Raw genomic sequence first — 22831 nt, 5'->3', positions numbered from 1 at the left:
AACATGAGCCGCATCGCCGCTCCCGGCAACCGAAACGCGGCGTCACGGAGCCTGATGACCCCCACCCGCCCTCTCGCCCTGCGCCCCGATGCGGCGGGCATTGATCAAGCGGCCAGCCTGCTGGCCAGCGGCGCGCTCGTCGCCTTCCCGACCGAGACGGTCTATGGCCTTGGTGCTGACGCGCGTAATGGTGAGGCGGTGGCGGCGATCTATGCGGCCAAGGGCAGGCCCAGCTTCAACCCGCTGATTGTGCACCTGCCCTCGACAGACGCCGCGCGTGATCTGGTGCACTGGAGCGACACCGCCGACCGGCTGGCGCAGGCTTTCTGGCCCGGGCCGCTCACCCTGGTGCTGCCGCTGCGGGCGGATCACGGCCTCTCCGGGCTGGTGACGGCGGGGCTGCCCACAGTGGCGTTGCGCGTGCCCGCGCAACCCTCGGCCCAGACCCTGCTGCGGGCCTTCGGCGGGCCGGTGGCCGCGCCCTCCGCCAACCCCTCGGGCCGGATCAGCGCCACAACCGCGGCGCATGTGGTGGCGGGTCTGGGCGACAAACTTGTTGCGGTGCTCGATGACGGCCCCTGCACGGTGGGGCTGGAAAGCACGATCATCGGGCTCGACGGCGCACCGACGCTCCTGCGCGCGGGTGGCCTGCCGCTTGAGGCCATAGAAGCTGCGCTCGGCGGCCCGTTGGACCAATCGACGACACCGGTGGCGATCACCGCACCGGGCCAACTCGCCTCGCATTATGCGCCTCGCGCGCCTCTCCGCATGAATGTGACCACCGCAGAGCCCGGCGAACTCCTGCTCGGCTTTGGCCAGATCCAGGCCGACCTCAACCTCTCCGAGCGGGGTGACCTGCATGAGGCGGCGGCCAATCTCTTCGAGATGCTGCACCGGCTCGACGCCATGGGCCAAGCCATCGCCGTGGCACCAATCCCCGATCACGGCCTGGGCCGCGCGATCAACGATCGGCTCGCCCGGGCGGCGGCGCCCCGAGACTGAGACGTCTCGGGGCGCCGCCGCGGGTACTCCGCTCAAACGACAGTCAGAGCGTGACAAAAGCTTCGGCCCCTCGACAAACCGTTCAGATGTACCGCAAGGCATCGCCCAACCTCCGCCCCGGAGGGCGACTTAAACGTCGCAAACCACTCTGCGTTTGGCTGCTTGGCGATGTCACGCGTCACGGCCGCGTTTCAAACGCCCTCCAGGTCGGACGATGACCCCAGCTGTTTACCGCGAACAGTGGCGCGATGAATGCCGAATGGCCCATCACGCCCGCCCGGCCGCCGACGACAGACCGAGCGGATCAATCCCAAGGCTCACAAGCGCCTCGGACCACTTGTCTTCCGCCCCTACGTCAAAGACCAGCTCTGGCGAGGCATCCGCCGTCAGCCAGCCATTCCGAGCGATCTCGCCCTCCAGCTGGCCCGGCCCCCAGCCTGCGTAACCGAGCATCATCAGCGCCTTGTCCGGCCCCCGGTCGCGGGCGATCTCTTCCAGAATGTCCAGCGTGGCGGTCATCCCGAACCCTCCCTGAACTCGCAGGGTATGCAAGCTGGACTCATAGTCATCCGAATGCAGCACGAACCCCCGCCCCGTCTCGACCGGGCCGCCGAAATGGACAGGCATCCGCGCGGCCTTGTCCGAGGGAGCAATCTCGAGTTGGTCAAGCACATCACTCATGCGCACATCGCTGCTGGGCTTGTTCAGGATCAGCCCCATCGCCCCCTTGTCGGAATAGGCGCACATCAGGATCACCGCACGCTCAAACCGCGGGTCTCCCATGGACGGCATCGCAACCAGAAGCGCGCCCGTCAGATCGAGTGTGTCCGTGTCGTGAACTGGTCCGCCCATGATTTCAGAATGACCTGCACCCGCAGAGGGTGCAAGGGCAATAGACCGGACAGCGGCGAAACATGGCTAACCGGATCGTGACTTGGCATTTCATCGAGTCTGCCGCATATCGGAGCGATGAAACACTTACTTTTTGTGCTGATGCTCGGCGGTCTGGCTGCCTTACCCGCCTGGGCTCAGGATCGCTTTGCGGTGCCGGTCACTGCAGAGGTTCTGCAAGGCTGGGTCCAAAGGGACGGCACCCGGATGTCCGCCGTGCACATGGATCTCCAACCAGGCTGGAAGACCTACTGGCGGGCGCCGGGAGACGCCGGCATCCCCCCCAGTTTCGATTGGTCCGGCTCGCGCAATCTGCACTCTGTTGCTATATCCTGGCCCAAACCCAAGGTATTCGACGACAATGGCATGCGTTCGATTGGGTACTCCGACACTTTGGTCATTCCCCTATCGCTGACGCCGAAACAACCGGGCGAGCCGGTGCGGGTGCGCCTGACCATGGACATTGGCGTCTGTGCGGACATCTGTATCCCCCACCGGCTCGAATTTGACCAGATGATCGACACCGACCGGACCCGCCCGACCCCGGCCATTGCAGCAGCCTTGGCGCAAAGCCCCTATTCCGCACGAGAAGCGGGTGTCACGTCATCACGATGCCGCATCGAACCGACATCGGATGGGTTGCGGATCGAGGCGCGTGTGGGTGTCCCCCATACGGGCGGCACGGAGGTGATGGTGATCGAACCGGGTTTGCCCGAAGTCTGGGTCAGCGAGTCCCACACACACCGCAAGGGCGGTGACGTGATTGCCACGTCGGAAATGATCCACGTAAACGGCGGCACAATCGCGATTGATCGGTCCGCCATTCGTCTCACCGTCTTGGGCAGCAACCACGCCGTTGATGTCCGAGGCTGTACGCCGGGCTAGACCGCGTCTCCCTTGTGGCGGCTCATCCGCAGGAGACCCGCAGCGACCACATAGGCCGCAGCAACCAGTATCGCCGCGCCCAAGATGAAGGCCAGTAGGGCCGCCGTCATGGGCGGCCAGGTCACAAGCGACGGCCAGGACTGCGCGAGTACAGGCGACAGGCCCGAGCCCACCATGGTCCAGCCCAGTGTGGCACCTGCCCAGAGCGCAATCGCTGCCCAGAGCGCCACAAACCCCATGCGGACAGTGGCGACGGGTGCAACCAAACCGCGCCGCATGGCTTTGATCTGCCGTGAGAGATCATGCTGAACCGCCACCAGCGCGGGGACCAGCAACAGCACGATGACCATTCCGAACCCGAGGCCGTAGACCAGCGTGATCACGGTGGGCTTGAGAAATTCGGCCTGACGGCTCGACTCGTGCAGCATGGGCATCATCCCCAGAACCGTCGTCAGCGTGGTGAGCATGACCGGGCGCAACCGGTCCGCCGCGCCGTCGATGATGGAGGGGATCAGGCCGCGGTCCTCGGCATAGTCGTCAATGGTGGTGATCAGGACGATGGAGTCGTTGATGATGATCCCCGTCATCCCCAAGAGGCCCACCACGGTAAAGATATTCAGTGGCATATCCCAGACCATGTGGCCGTAGATCACCCCGACAAGGCCGAAAGGCACAACCGACATCACAAGGAGCGGCCGCGTCCAACTGCCAAAGACCCACGCCAGAACCAGGTAGATGCCGACCAGACAGAGCACCAACCCGTTGAGCGCCTCGCTCAGGAAGCGATCCTCCTCCTCGGCAAGGCCCGACACCTGCCAATCCACCTGATGCGTGCCGGCGATACGCGGCAGGATCTCCTGTTGCAGCGCCTGCTGGATCTCGGCAGCCCGCTGCGGGTTGTCTTCGGAGATGTCACCAGTGACGGAGATGACCCGAACGCCGTTGACGCGGTTGATGGTTCTGAACCCGATGCGGCTCTGCACTGTCACGATGTCCGACAGCGGAACATACACGCCGTCGGGCGTGCGCATCTGCGTGCGATCAAGGAAGTCGGCGGTGAGTTCTCCCTTCGGCAGCTGCACCTCGATCGTGGCGCTGCGCGGGCCGTCCGGGAAGGTCGCCGCCTCGACCCCGCCCAAGCGGTTTCGCAGGACACGCCCCAGCCCGTCGATGGTGAAGCCCAGAGCCTGACCGCGCGGGGTCAGATCGAGGATCAACTCCTCCTTGTCATAGGTGAGATCGTCCTCAACCGACAGGACCTCGGGATACCGCAGCAGAGCGGCCTGAAGATCGAGGCTGGCCGCTTTCAGCGTATCGGTGTCCCCCCCGGAGAACTCGACACTCAGCGCATCGCCGCCTTGTCCGCTGCGCTGCCCCCGGAATGACAGAACCTCGATCAGCGGGTTTTCGGTGACGTTCTCGCGCAGGTCGGCGGCGAAGGCGAAGCTGGAGTAAGGCCGGTCATCCGGATCAATGAGCGTGATCGAAATGGCGCCGAGCAGATCCTCGTCCTTTGATCCGTTCGCCGAAAGCCCGCGACCGGCGTTGCCACCGATCTCCGCAATGGAATAGAGCACCGGGTTCACCCCATAGCGGGCCTCATACGCCTCGGCCAGCGCATCCGTGGCGCGCTGTAGCTCATCCATCATCGCCTTGGTGTCGGCACGGTCGGCCCCTTCGACCATGGCGAAATTACCCGTTACCGTGCTGCGCTCCGGCGCGTTCCAGAACCGCCACTGCGCCTCGCCGCTGATAAAGGCGGAGACCTGCAGTGCCAGGATCAGAACGAGGCCGGACAGCACCGCATAGCGCGCGGCAATCACCCCGGCGATCATCGGTTTGAAAAGGGTGTGCCGCACCCAGACAAAGCCCCGGTTCACCTGCCGGCTCGGCCAATCGTACCAGCGCTCCTTGGTCTGGGCGACCAGCGCATGGGCCATATGGTTGGGCAACACCAGGAAACACTCGATCAGCGACGCCAGCAAGACAGCGATCACCGTATAGGGAATGTCCTTGACGATGGTGCCAAACCAGCCTCCCACCACCAGCAGTCCCATAAAGGCAATGACCGTCGTCATGGTTGCCGCGAAGACCGGCAACGCCATGCGCCCTGCCGCCCGTTCCGCGGCAATGAAGGGAGGTTCACCTAAATGCCGGACCCGATGGTCGGCATGCTCCGCCACCACGATGGCATCGTCCACTACGATCCCGAGAGTAATGATCAGGCCGAAGAGCGAGATCATGTTCAGTGTCAGACCGGCGGCATACATCAAACCGATCGCCGCCATCATCGCGGCCGGAATGCCCGCCGCAACCCAAAAAGCGGTGCGGGCGTTCAGGAAAAGAAACAGCAGGCAAACCACCAGCCCCAAACCAACCAACCCATTGTCAACCAACGTGTTCAGCCGCGAGGTAATGGCCTCGGCGCGTGTCCTGATCAGCGTGATCGACACACCGGTCTGCATCGTCGCACGCATCTCTTCCGCCACATCCTCGACGGTCCGCTGCACCGCAATGGAGTCGCCGCCATCGGCGCGATCCACACGGATCGAGATCGCAGGATCACCCTCGACGAAATAGGCGCGCTCGCGATCAGGCCCTTCCTGCAGGACCTGGGCGATGTCACCCACCCGCAGTTTTGAACCATCCGGATTGGAGCGCAACACGATCCGGGCGATCTGCTCCGGCACGCGTTTTTCGGTGCCGGTGCGAACCCGCGCAGTTCCGCCCGTCACGTTTCCGGCAGGATCCGTATCAACCTCCGCCGCAATGGCCTCGGCAATCTGCGCCATGGTCACATCGTTGGCCACCAGTTGAACCGAGGGCACCTCGACGGTGATCTGCGGCGCGGCAAAACCGCGGAAGGTGGTGCGCGTCACCCCGGCGGCAAACAGCCGTTTGACGAATTCATCGCCGTATAGGCCCAACTGCTCCGGTGACACCGGTCCGGTTATGATCACATCCGTCACCCGGTCCCGCCGCACGGCCCGGCGGACTTCGGGATCCTCGACATCCTCGGGCAGCTCGGTGACCGCATCCACCGCATCCTGGACCTCATTGGCCGCGCGGGTCATGTCCCAGTTCGGCTCGAACTCGAGGGAGATCGTTCCACTCCCGGGCTGTGCGACGGCGGTGCTTTTCGTCACCCCTTCGACCCGCATCAGGGAGGGTTCCAGCACCTGAATAATGGCACTGTCCACATCATCGGAGCTGGCCTGTTCCCAGGTCGTCGTGACCGTCACCCGGTCAAAACTGGCATCCGGGAAGAATTGCGCCCGCAGGTTGGGCATCGCAAAGAGACCCGCCAGAAGCATCGCCGCGAAAACGAGGTTGGCCAGCGTCCGGTGGCGGGTGAAATACGACAGGATGCCGCCAGCGGCCGGAGGAATATGCCGAGACATGCCCTATCCGCCCATGCGGCTTTCGATTCGAGCAACGATGCCCGCGGGCACTTCCTGCTCGGCCAGTTGGGCCAGAACGCGCTCTTTGGCGTCGGGCGGCATACGGTCGTTGCTCTGCACAAAGGCCACCAACCGCGCGCGCCGCTCATCCGTAAGCTCCAGCATATCCGGCAGCGCAGACAGATCGGCATTCTGCTGAACAGGCCGGATCGCCACGCCCGGCCCGAGCAGGGGGGTTCGCCGTGTGACGACGTCCCGTCCCTCCAGGCCCTCGCCCCGCAGCAAGACCTGGTCGCGTTGACGTCGGACCAGAGTGACCGGCAGCGCCTCCAGACGATCATCGTCGGTCCGCACCAGGACGGTCCGATCCGGGCCCAACGCGGCAGCTGGCAGACTTACCACATTGGCCAGCGGTGGCTCCTCGATCTGGATCGTCACAAAATCTCCCGGACGAAAGCCCGGCGCATGGATCAGGCGCGCGAAGACCCGCCGCCCGGTCTGCCCGTCACCCGCCCCCGCGCTGACCCGTGACAGCACGCCCGTCGCCTGCAGATCAACGCCCGTGACATCGAGCGACGCAAGAACACGGGTGTCGATCAACCCGCCATCGGGCCCGAGCAGCCTGGCATACTGGGCCGTCGAAATCTGGAACGACACCTCCAGATCGCTTGGATCTATCAGGTCGGCCAGCCGTTCGTTGGCGGCTACCAGGCGCCCCTCGACCACGGTCGTATCGCTCAACGTACCGCTGAACGGCGCGGCAATCGCGGTGTCGGCCAGTTTGCGCTCCGCTTCGGCCAGCGCGATCCGCTCGCGCGCCAGCCGGGTCGCGGCCAAATCGATGCGTGCTTCGGCCCGGGCCACGTCCTGACGCCGGGCGAGCACGGTCGAGCGCGCCGAGGCCGCACTGAGCTCCGCGCTCTCGACCGCTGCAGCCGTCCCCACGCCGCGTCCAGCGAGATCCACCTGCCGGTCGTAAGCCCTCTGCAGCAGGGTGACCTGATCCTCCGCCGCGTCCTGTTCCGCATGCGCCAGATCCAGCGCGCGTTCTGCATCACGCACCTCGGCCTCCGCATCCGCCAGATCGGCAGAAAGCCGATCCACCGCAGACTGCATATCCGCCGGATCAATGCGGACCAGCACATCGCCCGCGTTCACGTGACCGGCATCCTCGAAATTTTCATGCAGCGCGGTCACCCGCCCGGCCACAGCCGCGCGCAGCTCCAAGGTCCGCCGCGAGGAGACTTCGCCAAAGGTTTCCATCACCGGCGTGATGGTGCGACTTTCGGCCCGTTGCAGGGTCACGGTAAAAACACGCTCGCGCGCGGGCGGGACGACGGCTTCGGCGTTCAAACGGGCCTGCACAGCGCTTTGCACCGCATAACCCGCATAGGCGAGCAGCCCCAGGCTGACCGCCGCGAGGAAGACCCCGATCATGCTCTGGCGCAAAAACCGCATTCCGCCGTGTTCCTAATACCTTACCCCCGGACGCTTATACCTCAAGATAGCGCGCAAATATACCAATCTACAGCAATGTTACGCCGCAACCGGCTATTTCCGTCGCCGATGCTCATCAAGGCGCGGAAAAATCTCCACAAAGTTGCAGGGGCGATGCCGATAGTCGAGCTGCCGGGCCAGGATCTCGTCCCAGGCGTCCTTACAGGCACCGGGGCTTCCGGGCAGCGCAAAGAGGTATGTGCCCTGCGCGACGCCACCCGTCGCCCGACTCTGCACCGCGCTGGTGCCGATCTTCTGCATCGAGACTATGGTGAAGACCGTGCCGAAGGCATCGATTTCCTTCTCATAGACATCGCGGTGCGCCTCGACCGTCACATCGCGCCCCGTCAACCCCGTGCCCCCGGTCGAGATCACCACATCTATCCCGGAATCCTTGCACCACGCGCGCAGCTGCGTCGCGATCTGGTCGCGCTCGTCGGGCAGAATGCGCCGGTCAGCCAGTTCATGCCCGGCGTCAAGCAGCCGCTGCACCAGCACATCGCCCGAGCGGTCCTCGGCGAGGCTGCGGCTGTCCGACACCGTCAGAACGGCGATCCGGACGGGAATGAACTCGATGCTCTCGTCGATGCGGCTCATGTCAGGCCTTCTCCAAAAGGGCGAGGCGCGCGGCCAGTGCGGTGAAGATGCCCGCAGTGATCCAGTCAAGCACCCGGCTGCCCTTGGCCAGCCGCTGGCCCAGCGACCCTGCAAAGACACCGACCAGCCCATTGATCACGAAGCCGCCCACCCCGATCACCGCCCCGAAAATCGCGAATTGCAGCAGGACCGACCCCGCCGCCGGCACCACGAACTGTGGCACAAAAGCCAGCACAAAGAGGATCACCTTGGGGTTGGTCAGATTGACCAGCAGCCCCGCGCGGAACGCCTGCCGCGCCGGGGGCACAGGCCCGGTCTCGCTCTGCGGGGTCGGGCGCAGCGCACGCCATGCCAGCCACAGGAGGTACCCCACCCCGATCCAGCGGATCAAATCGAAGGCCCAGGGCACCGAGGCCACGACCGCGCTCAGCCCCAGCCCCGCCATCAGCACGTGGATCATGCCGCCCGTCGCAATGCCCGCGCTCGCGAGCCAGGCCGCTTTCGGCCCCGCGCGCACGCCCTGCCCGAGGCAGAACATCATGTCCGCCCCCGGCGTCAGGTTCAGCGCCAGCGCCGCCGGGATGAAGGCCAGCAGGACAATCGGATCAACCATCGGCCAGCCGTGCCTTCAGGCTCAACAGATCGGCCCAGGCCTCCCGCTTGGCCGCCGGTTGGCGCAGCAGATAGGCGGGGTGGAACATCGGCAACGCAGGCAGCCCGCAGGCCTCCGTCCAGGTCCCGCGCAGCCGGGTGATTCCGCGCTTGCCCAGCAGCGTCTGAGCCGAGATATTTCCCATGATCACCAAGAGCTTGGGCTGCGCCAGTACGATGTGCCGCTGCAGGAAGGGGCGCATCATCGCAATCTCTTCGGGCTGCGGGTCGCGGTTCTGCGGCGGGCGCCAAGGCAGCACATTCGTGATGTAGACGGGCGCTTCCGCCTCCGCACGCCCCATGTCGATGGCCGCGAGCATCCGGTCCAGCAGCTGCCCCGCGCGCCCCACGAAAGGCTTGCCCTCGCGGTCCTCGTCGCGGCCCGGCGCTTCGCCCACGATCATCACCGGCGCGCCTGCGATCCCGTCCGAAAACACCAGGTTTCGCGCGCCCCGCTTCAACGCGCAATGCTCAAACCCGGCAAGGGCGGCACGCAAGCTCTCCAGATCCGGCGCCGCCGCCGCCAGGCGCTCCGCCTCCACCACGGGATCCGCAGCCGCCGCCACTGCAGGCGTGGCGAGGGGTGCCGCAGCGGGCGCCTTGGCCTTCGGCTTCGCCACCGTCTCCGGCAGCTCGTAGCAATTGACCGGCGCGTCACCGATCGCCTCGGTCGCGCCCAGTTCGACCTGCCACTCCAAAAGCGCCAGCGCGTGATGAAACTCGGATGATTCCATGGCCGCAGCCTACGACGTTGCCTGCCTGAGATGAACCGCTATCCGACCCGCTTGCCCGTCCGCCATGTGCTGCCTATAACGCAGGAAATCACGAAGAGCTGCAGCCCATGAGTTTTCCGCACCGCCACCTGCTTGGGATCGAGGCCCTGCGCCCGGAGGAGATCACCACGGTGCTGGATCTGGCGGATCGCTACGCCGCCCTCAACCGCAAGCCCGACAAGCACGCCGACGCGCTCGCCGGGCTCACCCAGATCAACATGTTCTTCGAAAACTCGACCCGCACGCAGGCGAGCTTCGAGATCGCGGGCAAGCGCCTTGGCGCCGATGTGATGAACATGGCGATGCAGGCGAGCTCGGTGAAAAAGGGCGAAACTCTGATCGACACCGCCCTCACGCTCAACGCCATGCACCCCGACCTGCTGGTCGTGCGCCACCCGCAGTCGGGTGCCGTCGATCTGCTGGCCCAGAAGGTCAACTGCGCCGTCTTGAACGCCGGTGACGGGCGGCACGAACACCCCACGCAAGCGCTGCTCGACGCGCTCACCATCCGGCGCGCCAAGGGGCGGCTGCACCGGCTCTCGATTGCGATCTGCGGCGACATTTCGCACAGCCGCGTGGCCCGCTCGAACATCCTGCTGCTGGGCAAGATGGAAAACCGCCTCCGCCTTATCGGTCCGCCCACGCTGCTGCCCTCCGGCATCGCCGAATTCGGCGTCGAGGTCTTCCACGACATGGCCGAGGGCCTGAAAGACGTGGACGTCGTCATGATGCTCCGCTTGCAAAAAGAGCGCATGGACGGCGGGTTTATCCCCAGCGAACGCGAGTATTACCACCGGTTTGGCCTGGATGCCGAGAAGTTATCCCATGCCAAGCCCGACGCCATCGTGATGCACCCCGGGCCTATGAACCGCGGCGTGGAAATCGACGGCACGCTCGCCGATGACATCAACCGCAGCGTCATTCAGGACCAAGTCGAGATGGGCGTCGCCGTGCGCATGGCCGCGATGGACCTGCTCGCCCAGAACCTCAAGCTGACCCGGGCCGAACCCACATGAGCACCCCCATCGACATCCCCGCAAACGAGCGCGGCGTGATCCGCGTCTTCGCGATCAATGCCGCCGCGGACGAGATCGCTCAGCAGCTCAAAACGCTGCCCAAGGCCGACCTCGCACGCCAGTTGCTGAACAGCCCGCATCTCGACACCACCAGCGTCGAGCTCTTCCCCGTGAGCGACCTCACCGGCATGGGGCTCGCGGGCTACCTGGCCGAAGGCTACGCGGTCGCAGACAGCACACTCAACGCGGACCGCACCAAGCTCGACGCGCTCGACGGCTACGTGCTGCTGCTCTTTTCGGAAAGCTTCAAAGGGGGTGCGGCCACGCTCACGCCCACCGCCACGCTCACGCTCATCGGCACCTATGCCGAGGCCCAGCCCGCGGACAGCGGACCGCCGATCGACACCGACAGCGCCAAACCCTACAGCGGCGCGGCCCAGATGACGCCGCCCACCCCGGCGCGCGGCCCCGCAGGCAGCGCCCTCGTGGCGCTCGCGCTCGTGGTGCTCAGCGGGCTGGCGCTCTGGTGGATGCTCTCATGACAACAAAGGCACCCCCGCGATGAAAGAACCGAAAGATCCCAAGATGTCGGGCCGCATCGCGATGATCGCGCTGCTCGTCGCCTTTGGCGTGGTCGGCCTGATGATCTGGGTGGGCGGATGAGCAAGATCACCTTTCTGAATGCCCGCCTGGTCGACCCCGAAAAAGACGAGATCGTGATCGGCGGCCTGGTGGTCGAGGATGGGCGCATCACCAAGCATCTGCCCAAGGACGCGCCGCGCCTCACCTCTGGGCGTGTGATCGATTGCGGACTGAAATACCTCGCCCCCGGCATCGTCGATCTCGGCGTGAAGGTCTGCGAGCCCGGTGACCGGCACAAGGAAAGCTACCGGTCCGCGGGCCTCGCGGCGGCGGCGGGCGGGGTCACCACGATGATCACCCGCCCCGACACCGACCCCGCCATCGACAGCCCCGAGACGCTCGAATTCGTCGCGCGGCGCGCGAGCGAGGCGACGCCGGTCAACGTGCTGCCCATGGCAGCACTCACCAAGGGGCGGCAGGGCCGCGAGATGACCGAGATCGGCTTTCTGATGGACGCGGGCGCCGTCGCCTTCACCGATTGCGACCGCGTGATCACCGACACCAAGGTGGCCGCGCGGGCCTTCCACTACGCGGCGGGCCTCGGTGCCTTGATCATCGCCCACCCGCAGGAGCCGGGGCTGAGCCACGGTGCCGCGGCGACCTCCGGCAAATTCGCGAGCTTGCGCGGCCTGCCCGCCGTCTCGCCGATGGCCGAGCGCATGGGGCTCGACCGCGACATCGCGCTCGTGGAGATGACCGGCGCGCGCTATCACGCCGACCAGATCACCTGCGCCCGTGCCTTGCCCGCGCTCACGCGCGCCAAGGCAAACGGGCTCGACCTCACCGCGGGCACGTCGATCCATCACCTGACGTTGAACGCGCTCGACGTCGCCGACTATCGCACCTTCTTCAAGCTCAAGCCCCCCTTGCGGGACGAGCAGGACCGGCTCGCCGTCGCCGAAGCCGTGAAGTCCGGCCTGATCGATGTGATCTCCTCAATGCACACGCCACAGGATGAAGAAAGCAAGCGCCTGCCTTTCGAGGAGGCCGCCTCGGGCGCCGTGGCGCTGGAAACCCTGCTGCCTGCCGCCATGCGCCTGTATCACGCGGGGCTCATCGACCTGCCGACGCTCTGGCGCGCGATGTCCTTCAACCCCGCCCAGCGCCTAGGGCTGACCTGCGGGCGGCTCGCCGTCGGCGCTCCTGCCGATCTGGTGCTCTTCGACCCCGACGCGCCTTTCCTGATGGACCGCACCACCCTGCGCTCGAAATCACAAAACACCCCCTTCGACGGCGCCCGGATGCAGGGCAAGGTGCTCTCCACCTTCGTCGGCGGCACCAGCGTCTACGAGAAATCCTGATGCCCACCCTCGAGCACGCCGCCCCCCTCCTCGCCCTCTGGGCCGTCCTCGGCTACCTGCTGGGCTCCATCCCCTTCGGCATGGTGCTGGCGCGGGTTATGGGGCTCGGCAACCTGCGCGACATCGGCTCGGGCAACATCGGGGCCACCAACGTGCTGCGCACCGGCAGCAAGACCGCCGCCGCCCTGACCCTGTTGCTCGACGGCGGCAAGGGTGTGGTCGCGGTGCTGCTCGCCCGCGCCTTCGGCGGCGAGGACACCGCCCAGATCGCCGGGCTGATGGCCATGCTGGGCCATTGCTACCCGGTCTGGCTGCGCTTCAAGGGCGGCAAGGGCGTGGCGACCTTCCTCGGCATCGTGCTGGCGCTGGCCTGGCCTGTCGGCATCGGCTGCTGCCTCGCCTGGCTGGCGGGGGCGCTCACCTCGCGCATCTCGTCCATGGGCGCGCTCTTTGCCGCCGCGGCGAGCAGCCCGCTGATGGTCTTCACCGGCCATCCGGAGGGCCTCTTCCTCAGCATCGCCCTCACCCTTGTGGTGTTTTGGCGCCACCGCGCCAACATCGCCCGCCTGCGCGCGGGCACCGAGCCGACCATTGGCGGTAAATCCTGACCCGACCGACCTCACAGAGGTCACCGCGATCCTGAACGCCCTGCCCCGCGGCAGTTTCACGGGCACCGCAGCCGACCGCCGCTACCTGCTCACCAAGACGCTCTTCAGTGGCGGGCGCGCGGTGAAACTCGTCGCCGAGGAGATGGGCGGCGTCAACTACATCAGCCTCAACTTCTACCAGCTACGCAGCGGCCCGCGCCTCTTTCCCTGCGAAATGCCCCGCGCCAAGGTCATCGCCTTCCTGCAGTCCCTGCGCGTGGCCGGTCAGGACGACGCATAGCTGCCGTCAGGCCCATGCACCTCGTCCCCCTGCAAGGCAGGCGAGAACACACAGATGAAATGCAAAGGCTCGGGCCCAAGGGCCTCGACCTGGTGGCGTTCATGCTCATTCGGCGCATAGAGCACCCCCGGCCCGATCTCATGCACGGCGCCCGTGTCGAGCTCCGTCACCCGGCCCGTGCCACCGATGCAATAACAGGCCTCGATATGATGCTTGTACTGCAGGCTCAGCACCTCGCTCGGCATCACCTGCGTATCGGTCATCGAAAACCCCATCCCGTCGCTTTTCACCAACAAGCGCAGGCTGGTCCATCCCGGCCCCGACGCATCCCGCGCGGTGCCTTCCAGCTCGGATTTCCGTGTGACGATCATGCTCTGCTCCTTCTGCTCATCGGTCGGGATTGACTGTTGCACGCCTCTGCGCCGCGTGCCACTTCTGAGCGTATGACCAAACTCTTAACAAGTCCCGACGGGACCCCCGCAAGCCGCCTCGCCTTTGGCACAATGCAGTTCGGAGGCCGCGCCGATGCCACAGCCTCGCGCGCCATGTTCGACGCCTGTATCGCCGCGGGCATCACCCATTTCGACACCGCGCATGTCTATAACCATGGCGCCTCGGAAGAGCTGCTGGGTGCCATGCTTGGGCCGCACCGCGACCGCCTGATCATCGCCACCAAGGCCGCCTACACCGGCGGTGGCTCGAAGAAGAACATCCAGGACAGCTTTGCCATTTCGCGCAAGCGGCTGAACATGGATATGGTCGACGTCCTCTACATGCACCGCTTCGACCCCGACACCGACCTGCATGAGAGCATGGAGGCGCTGGCCGAGCTGAAAGCGAAAGGCCTCATCCGCTATGTCGGCGTGTCGAACTTTGCCGCCTGGCAGGTGGTCAAGGCCCTCAACATCGCCGCGAAATTCGACATCACCATCGACATCCTGCAGCCCATGTACAACCTCGTGAAACGCCAGGCCGAGGTGGAGATCCTGCCCATGTGCGCCGATCAGGGTGTGGCCTGCGCGCCCTACTCACCCTTGGGCGGTGGGCTACTCACCGGCAAATACGGCACCGGCGGCGGGGGCCGGCTCACCGAGGATGACCGCTATGCCGCGCGCTATGGGCTCGACTGGATGCACGCCGCGGCCACCGGGCTCAGCGCCGTGGCGCAAGAGGTCGGCACCGATGCCGCCACGCTCGCCGTCGCCTGGGCCGCCGCCCACCCGATGGGCCCCACGCCGATCATCTCCGCGCGCTCTGCCGAACAGCTGGTGCCATCGCTCGACGCTCTCGACTACGAGATGAGCCCCGACCTCTACGCCCGCCTCGCAGCCCTGAGCCCGACCCCACCACCGGCGACGGACCGCATCGAAGAACAAGAGACCGGCTGATCCTCAAGGCCACCTTGCGGTGACCACGGCCGACGGCGAAGAAGCTGATCCGGCACCCTTCAAATCCAAAGGGTTCACTGCAGGATCAGAGTGACTAAGCCGGATCGTGCCGCTACCGGTCGGGCGCCAGATGCCGACCTGCGATTTCGCGAATAAACGCTTCGCTGTCACGCTCGGCAATCGACTGCAACAGGGTCTGCGTCTTCTTATCCGCAATCTGTGCCAACCCCAGCGTCGCGAATTTCCGCACCTGGGCGTCCTCGTCCCGGGCCAGCTGCGCCAGGGCATCCCGCGCCTTCGCCCCGCCCAGCCGACCCAACGCTTCCGCAGCCTGAAGGCGCGGCTTGCCACTCAAGCGTTTGAGAGAGGCGAGGATCGGCTCCAGTGCCGGTTTGTACCCCGACCGTCCCAGGATCATGCTCGCCCGTCCGACGCGCTCGGGCGTCTCCTGCGGGTCCGCGACGACCTCCGCAAGATGCGCCAGATCCTCTCGGGTCATACCCTGCGCCAGTTCCGATATCGCGCGCCCGCAATCGGTGACGAGCAGGCGTTCCGTGCGGTCTGAAATCTCTGCCATTCTCGCCTCCTTCAGCAGCTTTCGATGTCGGCATCGCCATTGATGCGGTCACACTGGTTATTCGTCAGATTGGGCAGTGCCACGTTGATATTGGCCGTCCCGCAGGTGGTCATGAGATTGCCCAGATTGCAGCTGTCATTGGAGTCGATGTGAGGATTGTCCCCGACCACATGGGTCAACTCGTGAATGAAAGTCCAGGGTGAGGCGCCGTCATCGGCCCAGAAGCCCCGGCGCCCGGGTGGATGCGCCGCACATCCCGCACCGCTGCCCGACTGGATATAGTAAGCGACGATATTGGCCCCCAGATTGCGGCCCAGATCGAAAAGCTGATCCTCCTCTGAACTCACCGAATGTCCGCTGCCATTGCAGTCATCCTGCGCCAGCGCCACCAGCGCAGGCGCGTTCACCGTAATGCTGTCGGTGGGGTAAACCCAGACATTGCAGTTCCCGACCCAGACCGCATTGGCGTTGTCCAGATCACGCTGGATCTGCGGGCTCGCGCCCTGGATGGTCACCAGAGCGATTTTGACAAAAGGTACGGTCTGTATCCGGTTCATCTGAGCCAGAACGGATCGGTTCTGAGGATTGTCGTTGGCGTAGACACCAAGGATGTCCTCGCGCAGCGACAGGCGCCCGGTCTTGTCCAGACAGCTGCTCGCCACGTTACGAATGCTCGCAGTCATGGCCGGGCCCTACTGCAGGTTGACCAGAACGGGGATCATCCCCGTTCCGTCATCCAGCGGCGCCATCGCCTTGCCCAACGTCGCCCCAAAGGCCCGCGCGCGATCACTGGCCCGCATCGCGTGACCGAACGTCGGCGAGGTCGTGAGCATGTCGCCGACCGCAATCGCGCCATGGCTGGCATCGGCCTTGACGAAGACCTTGCCCACCAGCGCCACGGGCAGGCGCATCCCCGCGCTGACCTGTCGGTCCAGCACGATACCGGGCCGGTAATCGCCCGCGCCGGAGACGATACCGACAGCCCGGGCGTCATACGCCGACCGACACGGCTCCAGCGCTCCGCTTCGGCCCATCACCATCACATCGCCCGGCTCTACCGCCGGTGACGCTTCGCAGATATCAAACTCCTCGGCGAAGTCGGCGTTCTGCATGACGATATCACCCGCATCCCCATTGATATGGATGGTCGCATTCGCCAAGGTCGAATTGTCGCCGGTCGATGCAAAGACAACGATATCACCATCCGCGCCATTTCCGCCGATCCACATGTTGCCGCCGCCGGCATCCAGGCGGATGCGGTTCTCGCCTTCCGTGGATTGCAGAGTGATGTCTCCATCCGCACCGTTGCCTCCGGCGCGGTAATTGGCCTCCTCGCCGTTCATGTGGATCGTTGATGCTGCCAGCGTGGCGTTGTCGCCATCCGACGCAAAGAGCACAAGGTCCCCGTCCGCCCCATTGCCGCCCAGCCAGGCATTGCCGCCTCCGCCATCGAGCCGGATGCGGTTCTGGCCTTCGGTGGATTGCAGCGTCACATCTCCGTCGGCACCGTTGCCGCCGGCGCGGTAGTTGCCACTGTCACCGCTCATATGAATGGTCCCGGAGGAGCCCGACTGGCTGGAGGCCCCCGACGGCATCAGCAACAGGTCGCCATCGGCGCCATTGCCCCCGAGATAGGCATTGCCCGATCCCGCATCGAGATGGATCCGGCGCTGACCACTGTTGGAGTTGAGAAGCAGATCGCCATCGGTGTTGTCACCGCCCGCTGAGATATTGCCGGTGTCGGAATCAATCTTGATTGCCATGAAATGTCATCCCTTGAAAAATGCGCTCAGGATCGCGCTGAAATAAAAATGGGCCTCAAAAAGGGAGGGCGGAAAAACGCCCACCGCGCCAATACACGCGGCATGGTTGTAGCCCAAAAACCCGCTTTTTTCAAGCCAGCGGTCCGAGCGGAGGTCGATGCCAAGGAGTTCGGGACAGCGCTGGCCGTCGACATTTGCGCCAAGAGAACGCTATGTGAGGCCAGGGTCTTGCATGGAAAATCGCTGCGACAAGATCAGCCGAAGCATGGATTATGTAACTTCTTGCCAGCGCGTTACGCGATTTTCTCAGGTTGCAAACCGGGCATCGGTCCCCCAACCCCAAAGGTCGACACGCACTGCACCATCGCCTCCCGTCGATCCACCGACTGAGGTGGATGTGCGACGCGTCAGGTCCGGCGGATGGCAGATCGCAAGACCGCCCTTCAAGCGCATCGACGCCGCTCCATAACGAATCGTGTTCACCCCGCTCCGGTCAACGAGCCGCCGGAGCGCGCGCTACATGTCCAAATCGCGCCGAAACGCCTGAAGGAAGCCACGCACACGGCGTGTTTCGGGATCGTCCGGCAGACCGTCGAGTTCGGCCTCCAGCGCCTGCAGCGCTGCCCGCCCCCCCGCCGCATCCGCCACAGCGATCAGAAGTGAAATCCGCTTGGCCTGCCACAGCCGCCGCTCCCCCGGCGTCGCCACATCCAGATCCAGCGCCGCCTCGACATCGGCCAAGGCCGCAGCGGGATCGGTCCGTGTCAACACATCGGCGCGATTGCCATATGCCATGAACCGCTGATCAACAGGTGCCGCAGTGTCCTCGATCACGACCCTAAAGTCCGCCATGGCCTCCGTGGTCCGGCCTGTTGCCATGAAGACTGTGCCCCGATTGACCATCGCATGGTGAAACGGGCTTGCCCGCGGATCGGGCCGCTTGGCACAGCGTTCAAGAACAGCGGTGTAGCCGGAAAGGGCCTGAGCAAAATCGCCTTTCTGCTGGGCGATCTTGGCCGCATTGTAGGCGTAGAAAAGGCCTGCATCCTCCGCAACCTCCGGGTCTTCACTCAATTCGCTATACAGGGCAATCGCCGCGTCATGATCCCCGAGCCGGTTCAAGAGATCCGCGCGCTTCGAGGTGATCCAAACCCGATCCCGCTCTTTCAGATCCGGCTTCGCCGACGCCCGTTCGAGCAGCATCACACGCCCTCCCGGGCGTTCGGCCCAGTTGACCTTTTCGCCCGCCACCACACGCTCTGCAAATGCCTCCAGGTCAGGGCCGTCACCGGTCCCGCGCAAGTCCCACTCCGACATCGAAACCGAGGCGACATGCAGCCCTGCCGTAGCTGAACACCGTCCCAGCGGCCCCGGATTGCCGATCAAGACCAGCCCGGCCCAGTAGATCGGATCATTGGGATGCTCCGCTCGGACAGCCTGACGGGCCGCGCGCAACGCATCGAGGCGCGGAACACCCGCGATGACCTCCTGATAAAACCGCTCCACCAGCTTGCGAGAGGCCGTGTCCGGAATGTCCCAGAGCGCGGTCACCACCGACCGGCACCCCGCTGCCAGAAACGCCCGTCCCAACCCCTGCGCTCCATCGCCGACCTCAAATTCGCCGAGGCCCGACCGGCAGGCCGCCAGAAAAACCAGATCGGTGCGCTGCAGATCGAGGCTCTGGATCTGCGCCGCGTAGAGAAAACCGGTGCCGACCTCCTCAGGCAGGGCCCGCTGATCCAGCACCGCATTCGCGCCCGCAAGCGCCAGACCACTGCGCTGCATCGGGTCCGAGAGTATCATCCGCCGGTCCACCGCATTGCCGAGCGTCGCCGCAAAGCCTCGCTCCGCCGCCGCGCGCGGCAAACAGAACCCATGTGTCGCGATATGCAGGATCTCGGGCGCAGGCGTGTCCTGCAGCACGGTGGCCAGCGCCAGACGCCCGCAAAACGCTGTCGCATCCAGGGTCGCAGCCACCGCGCGACCCTCCGCCTCCGCCTGCGGCAGCGAGGCGAACCGCTGTTCGCTCAGACCATCGGACAGCTCCCGTTCCAAGGTGCCCATAAGTCCACGAGCCCCCCGAAAAGCACCCTCGAGGTCATAATCCGGGCCTCCCAGAACCAGAGGCGGCTGCGCGGCCAGAAGCGGTCGGCGGAAGCCCCCGCTTTCGGCAAGCCGCGGCAGATAGCAGACCTTCAGGACATCGTCCAAATAGGCACCCTCGGACAGGCGCAGGATCTCGAACGGCAGCGCACCCAGCGGACCATCGGGCGCCACGAAGAGTCGGTCCGCCTTTGCCAGCGCCTCGGCAATAGGGTCCAGGAGCTTGCGCCCGAGGAATCGGGACAGCCGCCACCAGCTGGGCTTGCGCCCCGCCCCCCAGGCCTCGTTCACCAGCGACGCCCTTAGATCGGTGACGGCGGTGTCGATCGGATCCGCCAGTCCGAAATCAATCAGATCGACCCGGGTCGCATCACCGTCACCCTCGACCAGAAGCGCGACATAACGGTCTTGCGAAAGCGGCGGCGCGTGCTGTCCCGCCGGCTCGATCCCTTCGATGCGCAGGATCTCCAAGCCGAGGGTGTCCGCGCCCAGATGCGTCCAGTTGTAGGCGGTCTTCCAGGATGGAATCGTGCTGGCCAGACTGCGTTCAGCCTCCTCGATCATCGCCCGAACCGCAAGATGGGCCCGATCCGTCCGGGGCACACCAGCCAACTCCAGCTCGGCCAGTTCGGCATCAAGCTTTGCCAGGTGCGCCCGCCGGTCCTGATCGCGCCTGCGCCGATCCGGTGGTGCGAGGTCTTCGACATATCCGGTCCCAGGCTGGCGCAGGCGCATGTACCGTGTCCGCAGACCTTTCACGGTTTCGGTCAGGTTGGTGGCACGGTCCAGAAAGGCCTCAGTGCGGCGCATCTCCGGGTCGAGCTTCACCGCCGCTCCCATCCAGATCGACAGGATCTCATGGCACCGCCGCGCATAATGCAGCACCTGACCCGCTGACGAATGTTGCAGCAAGGTGATCTCGCGGCGGATCAACGCCTCCGACGCCTTTGCCAGCACCGCCACCACACCCGGCCAGTCGGCGAGGCCGGCGCGGCTCAAGGCCAGATCCATCGTCAAATCGAGATATGTTTCCCAGTTGATATACCGCTCCAGATCATCGACGGGGATCTGGTCGAAAACCTGTGTGAGTATCGGCTCGGCCTCGGCAAACCGGCCCAGGCGCCGCAGCGCGGAGGCCTGCAGCAGGTGCCACGCAACGCTCCCCTCGAACTGCGGCAAGGCCAGGGCTTGCTCGGCAAGATCTGCCGCCGCCTGCGGATCACCGAACATCAAATGCCAGTTGGCGCGGCTGGACCGGCTGCGCCAGGCGCTTTCGCTGTCAGACCCAAAGGCCGCCACGCGACGCTCCAACGCCTCCTCGAGCAAGACATCCGCTGCCGCACCCTGCCCCATCTGGATCAGCAATTCGGCCAGATTGTTGCGCAGCTTCGATCCGAATTCTCCACCGTCGTCGCCAATCCGGTCATCGACCCGGATGGCATCGCGATAGTGCAGCTCGGCTTCGGCGTTGCGCCCCAGAAGACGGCTCATCTCGGCCAGTTCATAGCGGCTGCTGTTCGTCGCCCGGTGCCAGTGCCCCAAAGCGTCGCGGCGCTTGGTCAAGGCCAGCCCGTGCAGGTCCGCGGCGTCGCGCCACCGCCAGGCCTTGTCGGCGAGCAGGCCAAGCTCCGCCGCGATCCGGCCAATGGTCACCGGGTCGGCCGTGTCCGCGTCCTCGAGAGCGGTCCGCAGGACCTCCTCCGCTCCTTCGGCATCCCCCGTCTTGGCCAGATACTCCCCCAGTGTCGCGCGGGCCGCACGTGCCGCCTCTGCGCTGCGAAGGCCGTCTTCCGCGTGGGTGATCACACGGTCCAAAGCGACACGCGCCTCCGCATCGCCCATCATGGCCAGATGCGCCGCCCGATACTGCAGAGCCGCGTGTCGCTGCTCCGGCGACAGATCGTCGGTCATGCCTTCCACGAGGCTGAGAAGCGCATCCGCCAGATCGGTTGGTCCCAACTGCTGTACGGTGGCCACGGCTTCCAGCAGCGCGGGCACGGCAGCCCGGCGGCCCGGTGGATCCATCGCCCGCACTCTTTCCAACGCGTCCGTCAACACAGCCACCACCTGCGGGGCGGCCCCGGCACCGAGAAAGCCGGACGCCAGCCGGACAAACACGGACACGGCCGCTTGCCCGCTCAGCCCCTGCGCCGCCTCGGCGACGCGCAGCAAAGGGGCCTCCGGGTCCTCCGCCCCGCTGTGGCGCAAATCGCCCGACAGCGCGGCTGCCAGTTCGATGGCCCAGCCGGGCGAAATGGACAGGCGCCCCACAAGGTTGTCCACCGCCGCGCGCCTGTGCTCGGCGGCGGCGTCCGCGTGCCCCATCTCCTGATGCGCGTTGGCCAAATCCCGGAGCGCGGTGGCCAGCTCCTCCGTGCTCCCGTCCGGTTCACCCTCGATCCCGCGCGCGAGGAGGTCTATGGCCACCGCAAGGTCGTTCCTGCGATAGGCAATCGCGCCTTCCAGCCGCAGCTTCAGCGCCTGCGCTGCGGCATCATCTCCCGGATCAATGGACGTCAGCCGCTCCGCAGCCGCGTCAAACTTGCCCCGACCGAGGAGCGCTCCAACCGCCGCCAGCGCGTCTTTGACCGACGCGCCCGGGCTCATTCTTCCAGATCGTCATAGCTCACGGCGGCAAAATCCACATCCGCCTCCTCGGCACCGCCGCGGAACTCATCGGGCCTCAGGAACCTCGGGACAATACCGGAGGTGCGCAGCAATGGAGTGAGCCCGGGGCTGGAAATGGTGCGGAACCCGATGTTGCTTTCGGTGCGCATCTCCAGACCCGCATTGGCATTGGCGAGCGTGAGCGCCATGGCCCCGAAGGCCCCTTTCGCCGACAGATCAATCGCCGCATTGTCGCTGGAGGCCACCAGAATGGTCGAGGCGCCACAGGTCAAGGCCTCGGTGACCACAACATATCCTTTGGGCCACGCTCCTTCATTGTGCTTCGCCAACACCTGCTGTCCGACCTGATGCAGACGCGCGATCCGGCGCGCCTCACAGCCTGTCAGCGTCAGCAAGATCGCGTTTTCACGCGCAAAGGTGATATGCAGCCCCGCCTCGGCCTCCTTCAACGCCGAACCGGGCAGTTCGGCGCTGCCTGCCGCTTTGGTCTTGATCGAAACGGCGCCCGCCGACTTGTACTCGATGGTGCTCTCGGCCGAGCCCGGCTCGGTCTCGAACGTGATGTCGAAGTCCTCCAGAGATCCAACAGGCTTGAGCTGCCCGCCGCGCATGTCGCAGACCTCTCCGGGGGCCAGCGTGGTCGTCGGAAACCAGGTCGCGACGTAGTTCAGCTCCTCCAGAATCTCTCGGGTGTAGTGCAGATTAATCGACATGAAGCAATGATCCTTGGTTGCAAATGAAGGGCGGACCGACGCGAGACGTCCCCACCCCCCCATATTGCAGTGAGCCATCCGCGCTCCAGCTGTGTCAAGCCGCACGTCCGATGGA

Annotated in this window: 20 protein-coding genes; 8 read left to right on the top strand and 12 right to left on the bottom strand. The window is 65.5% G+C overall.

Annotated elements, in window-relative coordinates:
• Positions 1–54 precede the first annotated feature (54 nt).
• Entirely contained in the window at positions 55–1002 is a 948-nt protein-coding gene (locus tag Q1A71_RS12260; protein WP_299676195.1) for an L-threonylcarbamoyladenylate synthase, read from the top strand.
• A 267-nt stretch (positions 1003–1269) separates the two neighbouring features.
• On the opposite strand, the gene Q1A71_RS12255 is transcribed toward Q1A71_RS12260, so the two are convergent.
• Positions 1270–1854 (bottom strand): YqgE/AlgH family protein, encoded by a 585-nt coding sequence (locus Q1A71_RS12255; protein WP_299676192.1) that lies wholly within the window; start codon positions 1852–1854, stop codon positions 1270–1272.
• A 117-nt stretch (positions 1855–1971) separates the two neighbouring features.
• Between Q1A71_RS12255 and Q1A71_RS12250 the strand changes: the two genes are divergently transcribed.
• On the top strand, positions 1972–2778 hold the full coding sequence (locus Q1A71_RS12250; RefSeq protein WP_299676188.1) for a protein-disulfide reductase DsbD domain-containing protein: 807 nt from the start codon (positions 1972–1974) through the stop codon (positions 2776–2778).
• On the opposite strand, the gene Q1A71_RS12245 is transcribed toward Q1A71_RS12250, so the two are convergent.
• The 5 genes from Q1A71_RS12245 to Q1A71_RS12225 form a co-directional block, all read right to left on the bottom strand.
• The gene (locus tag Q1A71_RS12245; protein WP_299676185.1) at positions 2775–6179 is read right to left on the bottom strand and encodes an efflux RND transporter permease subunit; all 3405 of its coding nucleotides are present in this window, start codon (positions 6177–6179) and stop codon (positions 2775–2777) included. The two genes, Q1A71_RS12250 and Q1A71_RS12245, sit on opposite strands and share 4 nt — an antisense overlap.
• Positions 6180–6182: 3 nt before the next feature.
• A complete protein-coding gene (locus Q1A71_RS12240) occupies positions 6183–7637 on the bottom strand; it encodes an HlyD family efflux transporter periplasmic adaptor subunit (RefSeq protein WP_299676182.1) in 1455 nt (484 codons plus the stop codon).
• A 93-nt stretch (positions 7638–7730) separates the two neighbouring features.
• Entirely contained in the window at positions 7731–8273 is a 543-nt protein-coding gene (moaB, locus tag Q1A71_RS12235) for a molybdenum cofactor biosynthesis protein B (protein WP_299676179.1), read from the bottom strand.
• A 1-nt stretch (position 8274) separates the two neighbouring features.
• Positions 8275–8886 carry a LysE family translocator gene (locus tag Q1A71_RS12230; RefSeq protein WP_299676176.1) on the bottom strand — a complete coding sequence of 204 codons (612 nt, stop codon included), beginning with the start codon at positions 8884–8886 and terminating at the stop codon, positions 8275–8277.
• A complete protein-coding gene (locus Q1A71_RS12225) occupies positions 8879–9658 on the bottom strand; it encodes a uracil-DNA glycosylase (RefSeq protein ID WP_299676173.1) in 780 nt (259 codons plus the stop codon). The genes Q1A71_RS12230 and Q1A71_RS12225 overlap by 8 nt, the downstream gene beginning before the upstream one ends.
• Before the next feature lie 107 nt (positions 9659–9765).
• Here Q1A71_RS12225 and Q1A71_RS12220 point away from each other — a divergent pair, with 107 nt between their 5' ends.
• From Q1A71_RS12220 to Q1A71_RS12200, 5 genes are all read left to right on the top strand, one after another.
• Entirely contained in the window at positions 9766–10713 is a 948-nt protein-coding gene (locus tag Q1A71_RS12220; RefSeq protein WP_299676170.1) for an aspartate carbamoyltransferase catalytic subunit, read from the top strand.
• Positions 10710–11255 (top strand): hypothetical protein, encoded by a 546-nt coding sequence (locus Q1A71_RS12215; RefSeq protein WP_299676167.1) that lies wholly within the window; start codon positions 10710–10712, stop codon positions 11253–11255. Before Q1A71_RS12220 ends, Q1A71_RS12215 begins: the two co-directional genes overlap by 4 nt.
• A 117-nt stretch (positions 11256–11372) precedes the next feature.
• Positions 11373–12656, top strand: coding sequence for a dihydroorotase (gene pyrC / locus Q1A71_RS12210; protein ID WP_299676164.1), 1284 nt, complete (start codon positions 11373–11375; stop codon positions 12654–12656).
• Positions 12656–13264 carry a glycerol-3-phosphate 1-O-acyltransferase PlsY gene (plsY, locus tag Q1A71_RS12205; protein WP_299676161.1) on the top strand — a complete coding sequence of 203 codons (609 nt, stop codon included), beginning with the start codon at positions 12656–12658 and terminating at the stop codon, positions 13262–13264. The genes pyrC and plsY overlap by 1 nt, the downstream gene beginning before the upstream one ends.
• Positions 13248–13544 (top strand): hypothetical protein, encoded by a 297-nt coding sequence (locus Q1A71_RS12200; protein ID WP_299676159.1) that lies wholly within the window; start codon positions 13248–13250, stop codon positions 13542–13544. Before plsY ends, Q1A71_RS12200 begins: the two co-directional genes overlap by 17 nt.
• Here the strand turns inward: Q1A71_RS12200 and Q1A71_RS12195 are convergent.
• Positions 13529–13915 (bottom strand): ectoine synthase, encoded by a 387-nt coding sequence (locus Q1A71_RS12195; protein ID WP_299676156.1) that lies wholly within the window; start codon positions 13913–13915, stop codon positions 13529–13531. The genes Q1A71_RS12200 and Q1A71_RS12195 overlap by 16 nt on opposite strands.
• Positions 13916–13987: 72 nt before the next feature.
• On the opposite strand from Q1A71_RS12195, the gene Q1A71_RS12190 reads away from it, so the two are divergent.
• Positions 13988–14932, top strand: a complete 945-nt coding sequence (locus Q1A71_RS12190) for an aldo/keto reductase (protein WP_299676153.1) — start codon at positions 13988–13990, stop codon at positions 14930–14932.
• A gap of 112 nt (positions 14933–15044) precedes the next feature.
• On the opposite strand, the gene Q1A71_RS12185 is transcribed toward Q1A71_RS12190, so the two are convergent.
• The 5 genes from Q1A71_RS12185 to Q1A71_RS12165 form a co-directional block, all read right to left on the bottom strand.
• Positions 15045–15509, bottom strand: coding sequence for a HEAT repeat domain-containing protein (locus Q1A71_RS12185; RefSeq protein WP_299676150.1), 465 nt, complete (start codon positions 15507–15509; stop codon positions 15045–15047).
• A gap of 11 nt (positions 15510–15520) precedes the next feature.
• Complete coding sequence (locus Q1A71_RS12180; RefSeq protein ID WP_299676147.1) at positions 15521–16192, bottom strand: hypothetical protein; 672 nt, start codon at positions 16190–16192, stop codon at positions 15521–15523.
• Positions 16193–16201: 9 nt separating this feature from the next.
• On the bottom strand, positions 16202–17272 hold the full coding sequence (locus tag Q1A71_RS12175) for a hypothetical protein (RefSeq protein ID WP_299676144.1): 1071 nt from the start codon (positions 17270–17272) through the stop codon (positions 16202–16204).
• A gap of 516 nt (positions 17273–17788) precedes the next feature.
• Positions 17789–21982, bottom strand: coding sequence for a CHAT domain-containing protein (locus tag Q1A71_RS12170; protein WP_299676141.1), 4194 nt, complete (start codon positions 21980–21982; stop codon positions 17789–17791).
• Positions 21979–22716, bottom strand: a complete 738-nt coding sequence (locus tag Q1A71_RS12165) for a hypothetical protein (protein ID WP_299676138.1) — start codon at positions 22714–22716, stop codon at positions 21979–21981. Before Q1A71_RS12165 ends, Q1A71_RS12170 begins: the two co-directional genes overlap by 4 nt.
• Positions 22717–22831: the final 115 nt, after the last annotated feature.

Origin of the sequence: uncultured Roseobacter sp., assembly GCF_947493125.1 — a bacterium.
Classification (GTDB): Bacteria; Pseudomonadota; Alphaproteobacteria; order Rhodobacterales; family Rhodobacteraceae; genus Roseobacter.
This window is presented reverse-complemented; position numbering and strand designations above follow the sequence as displayed.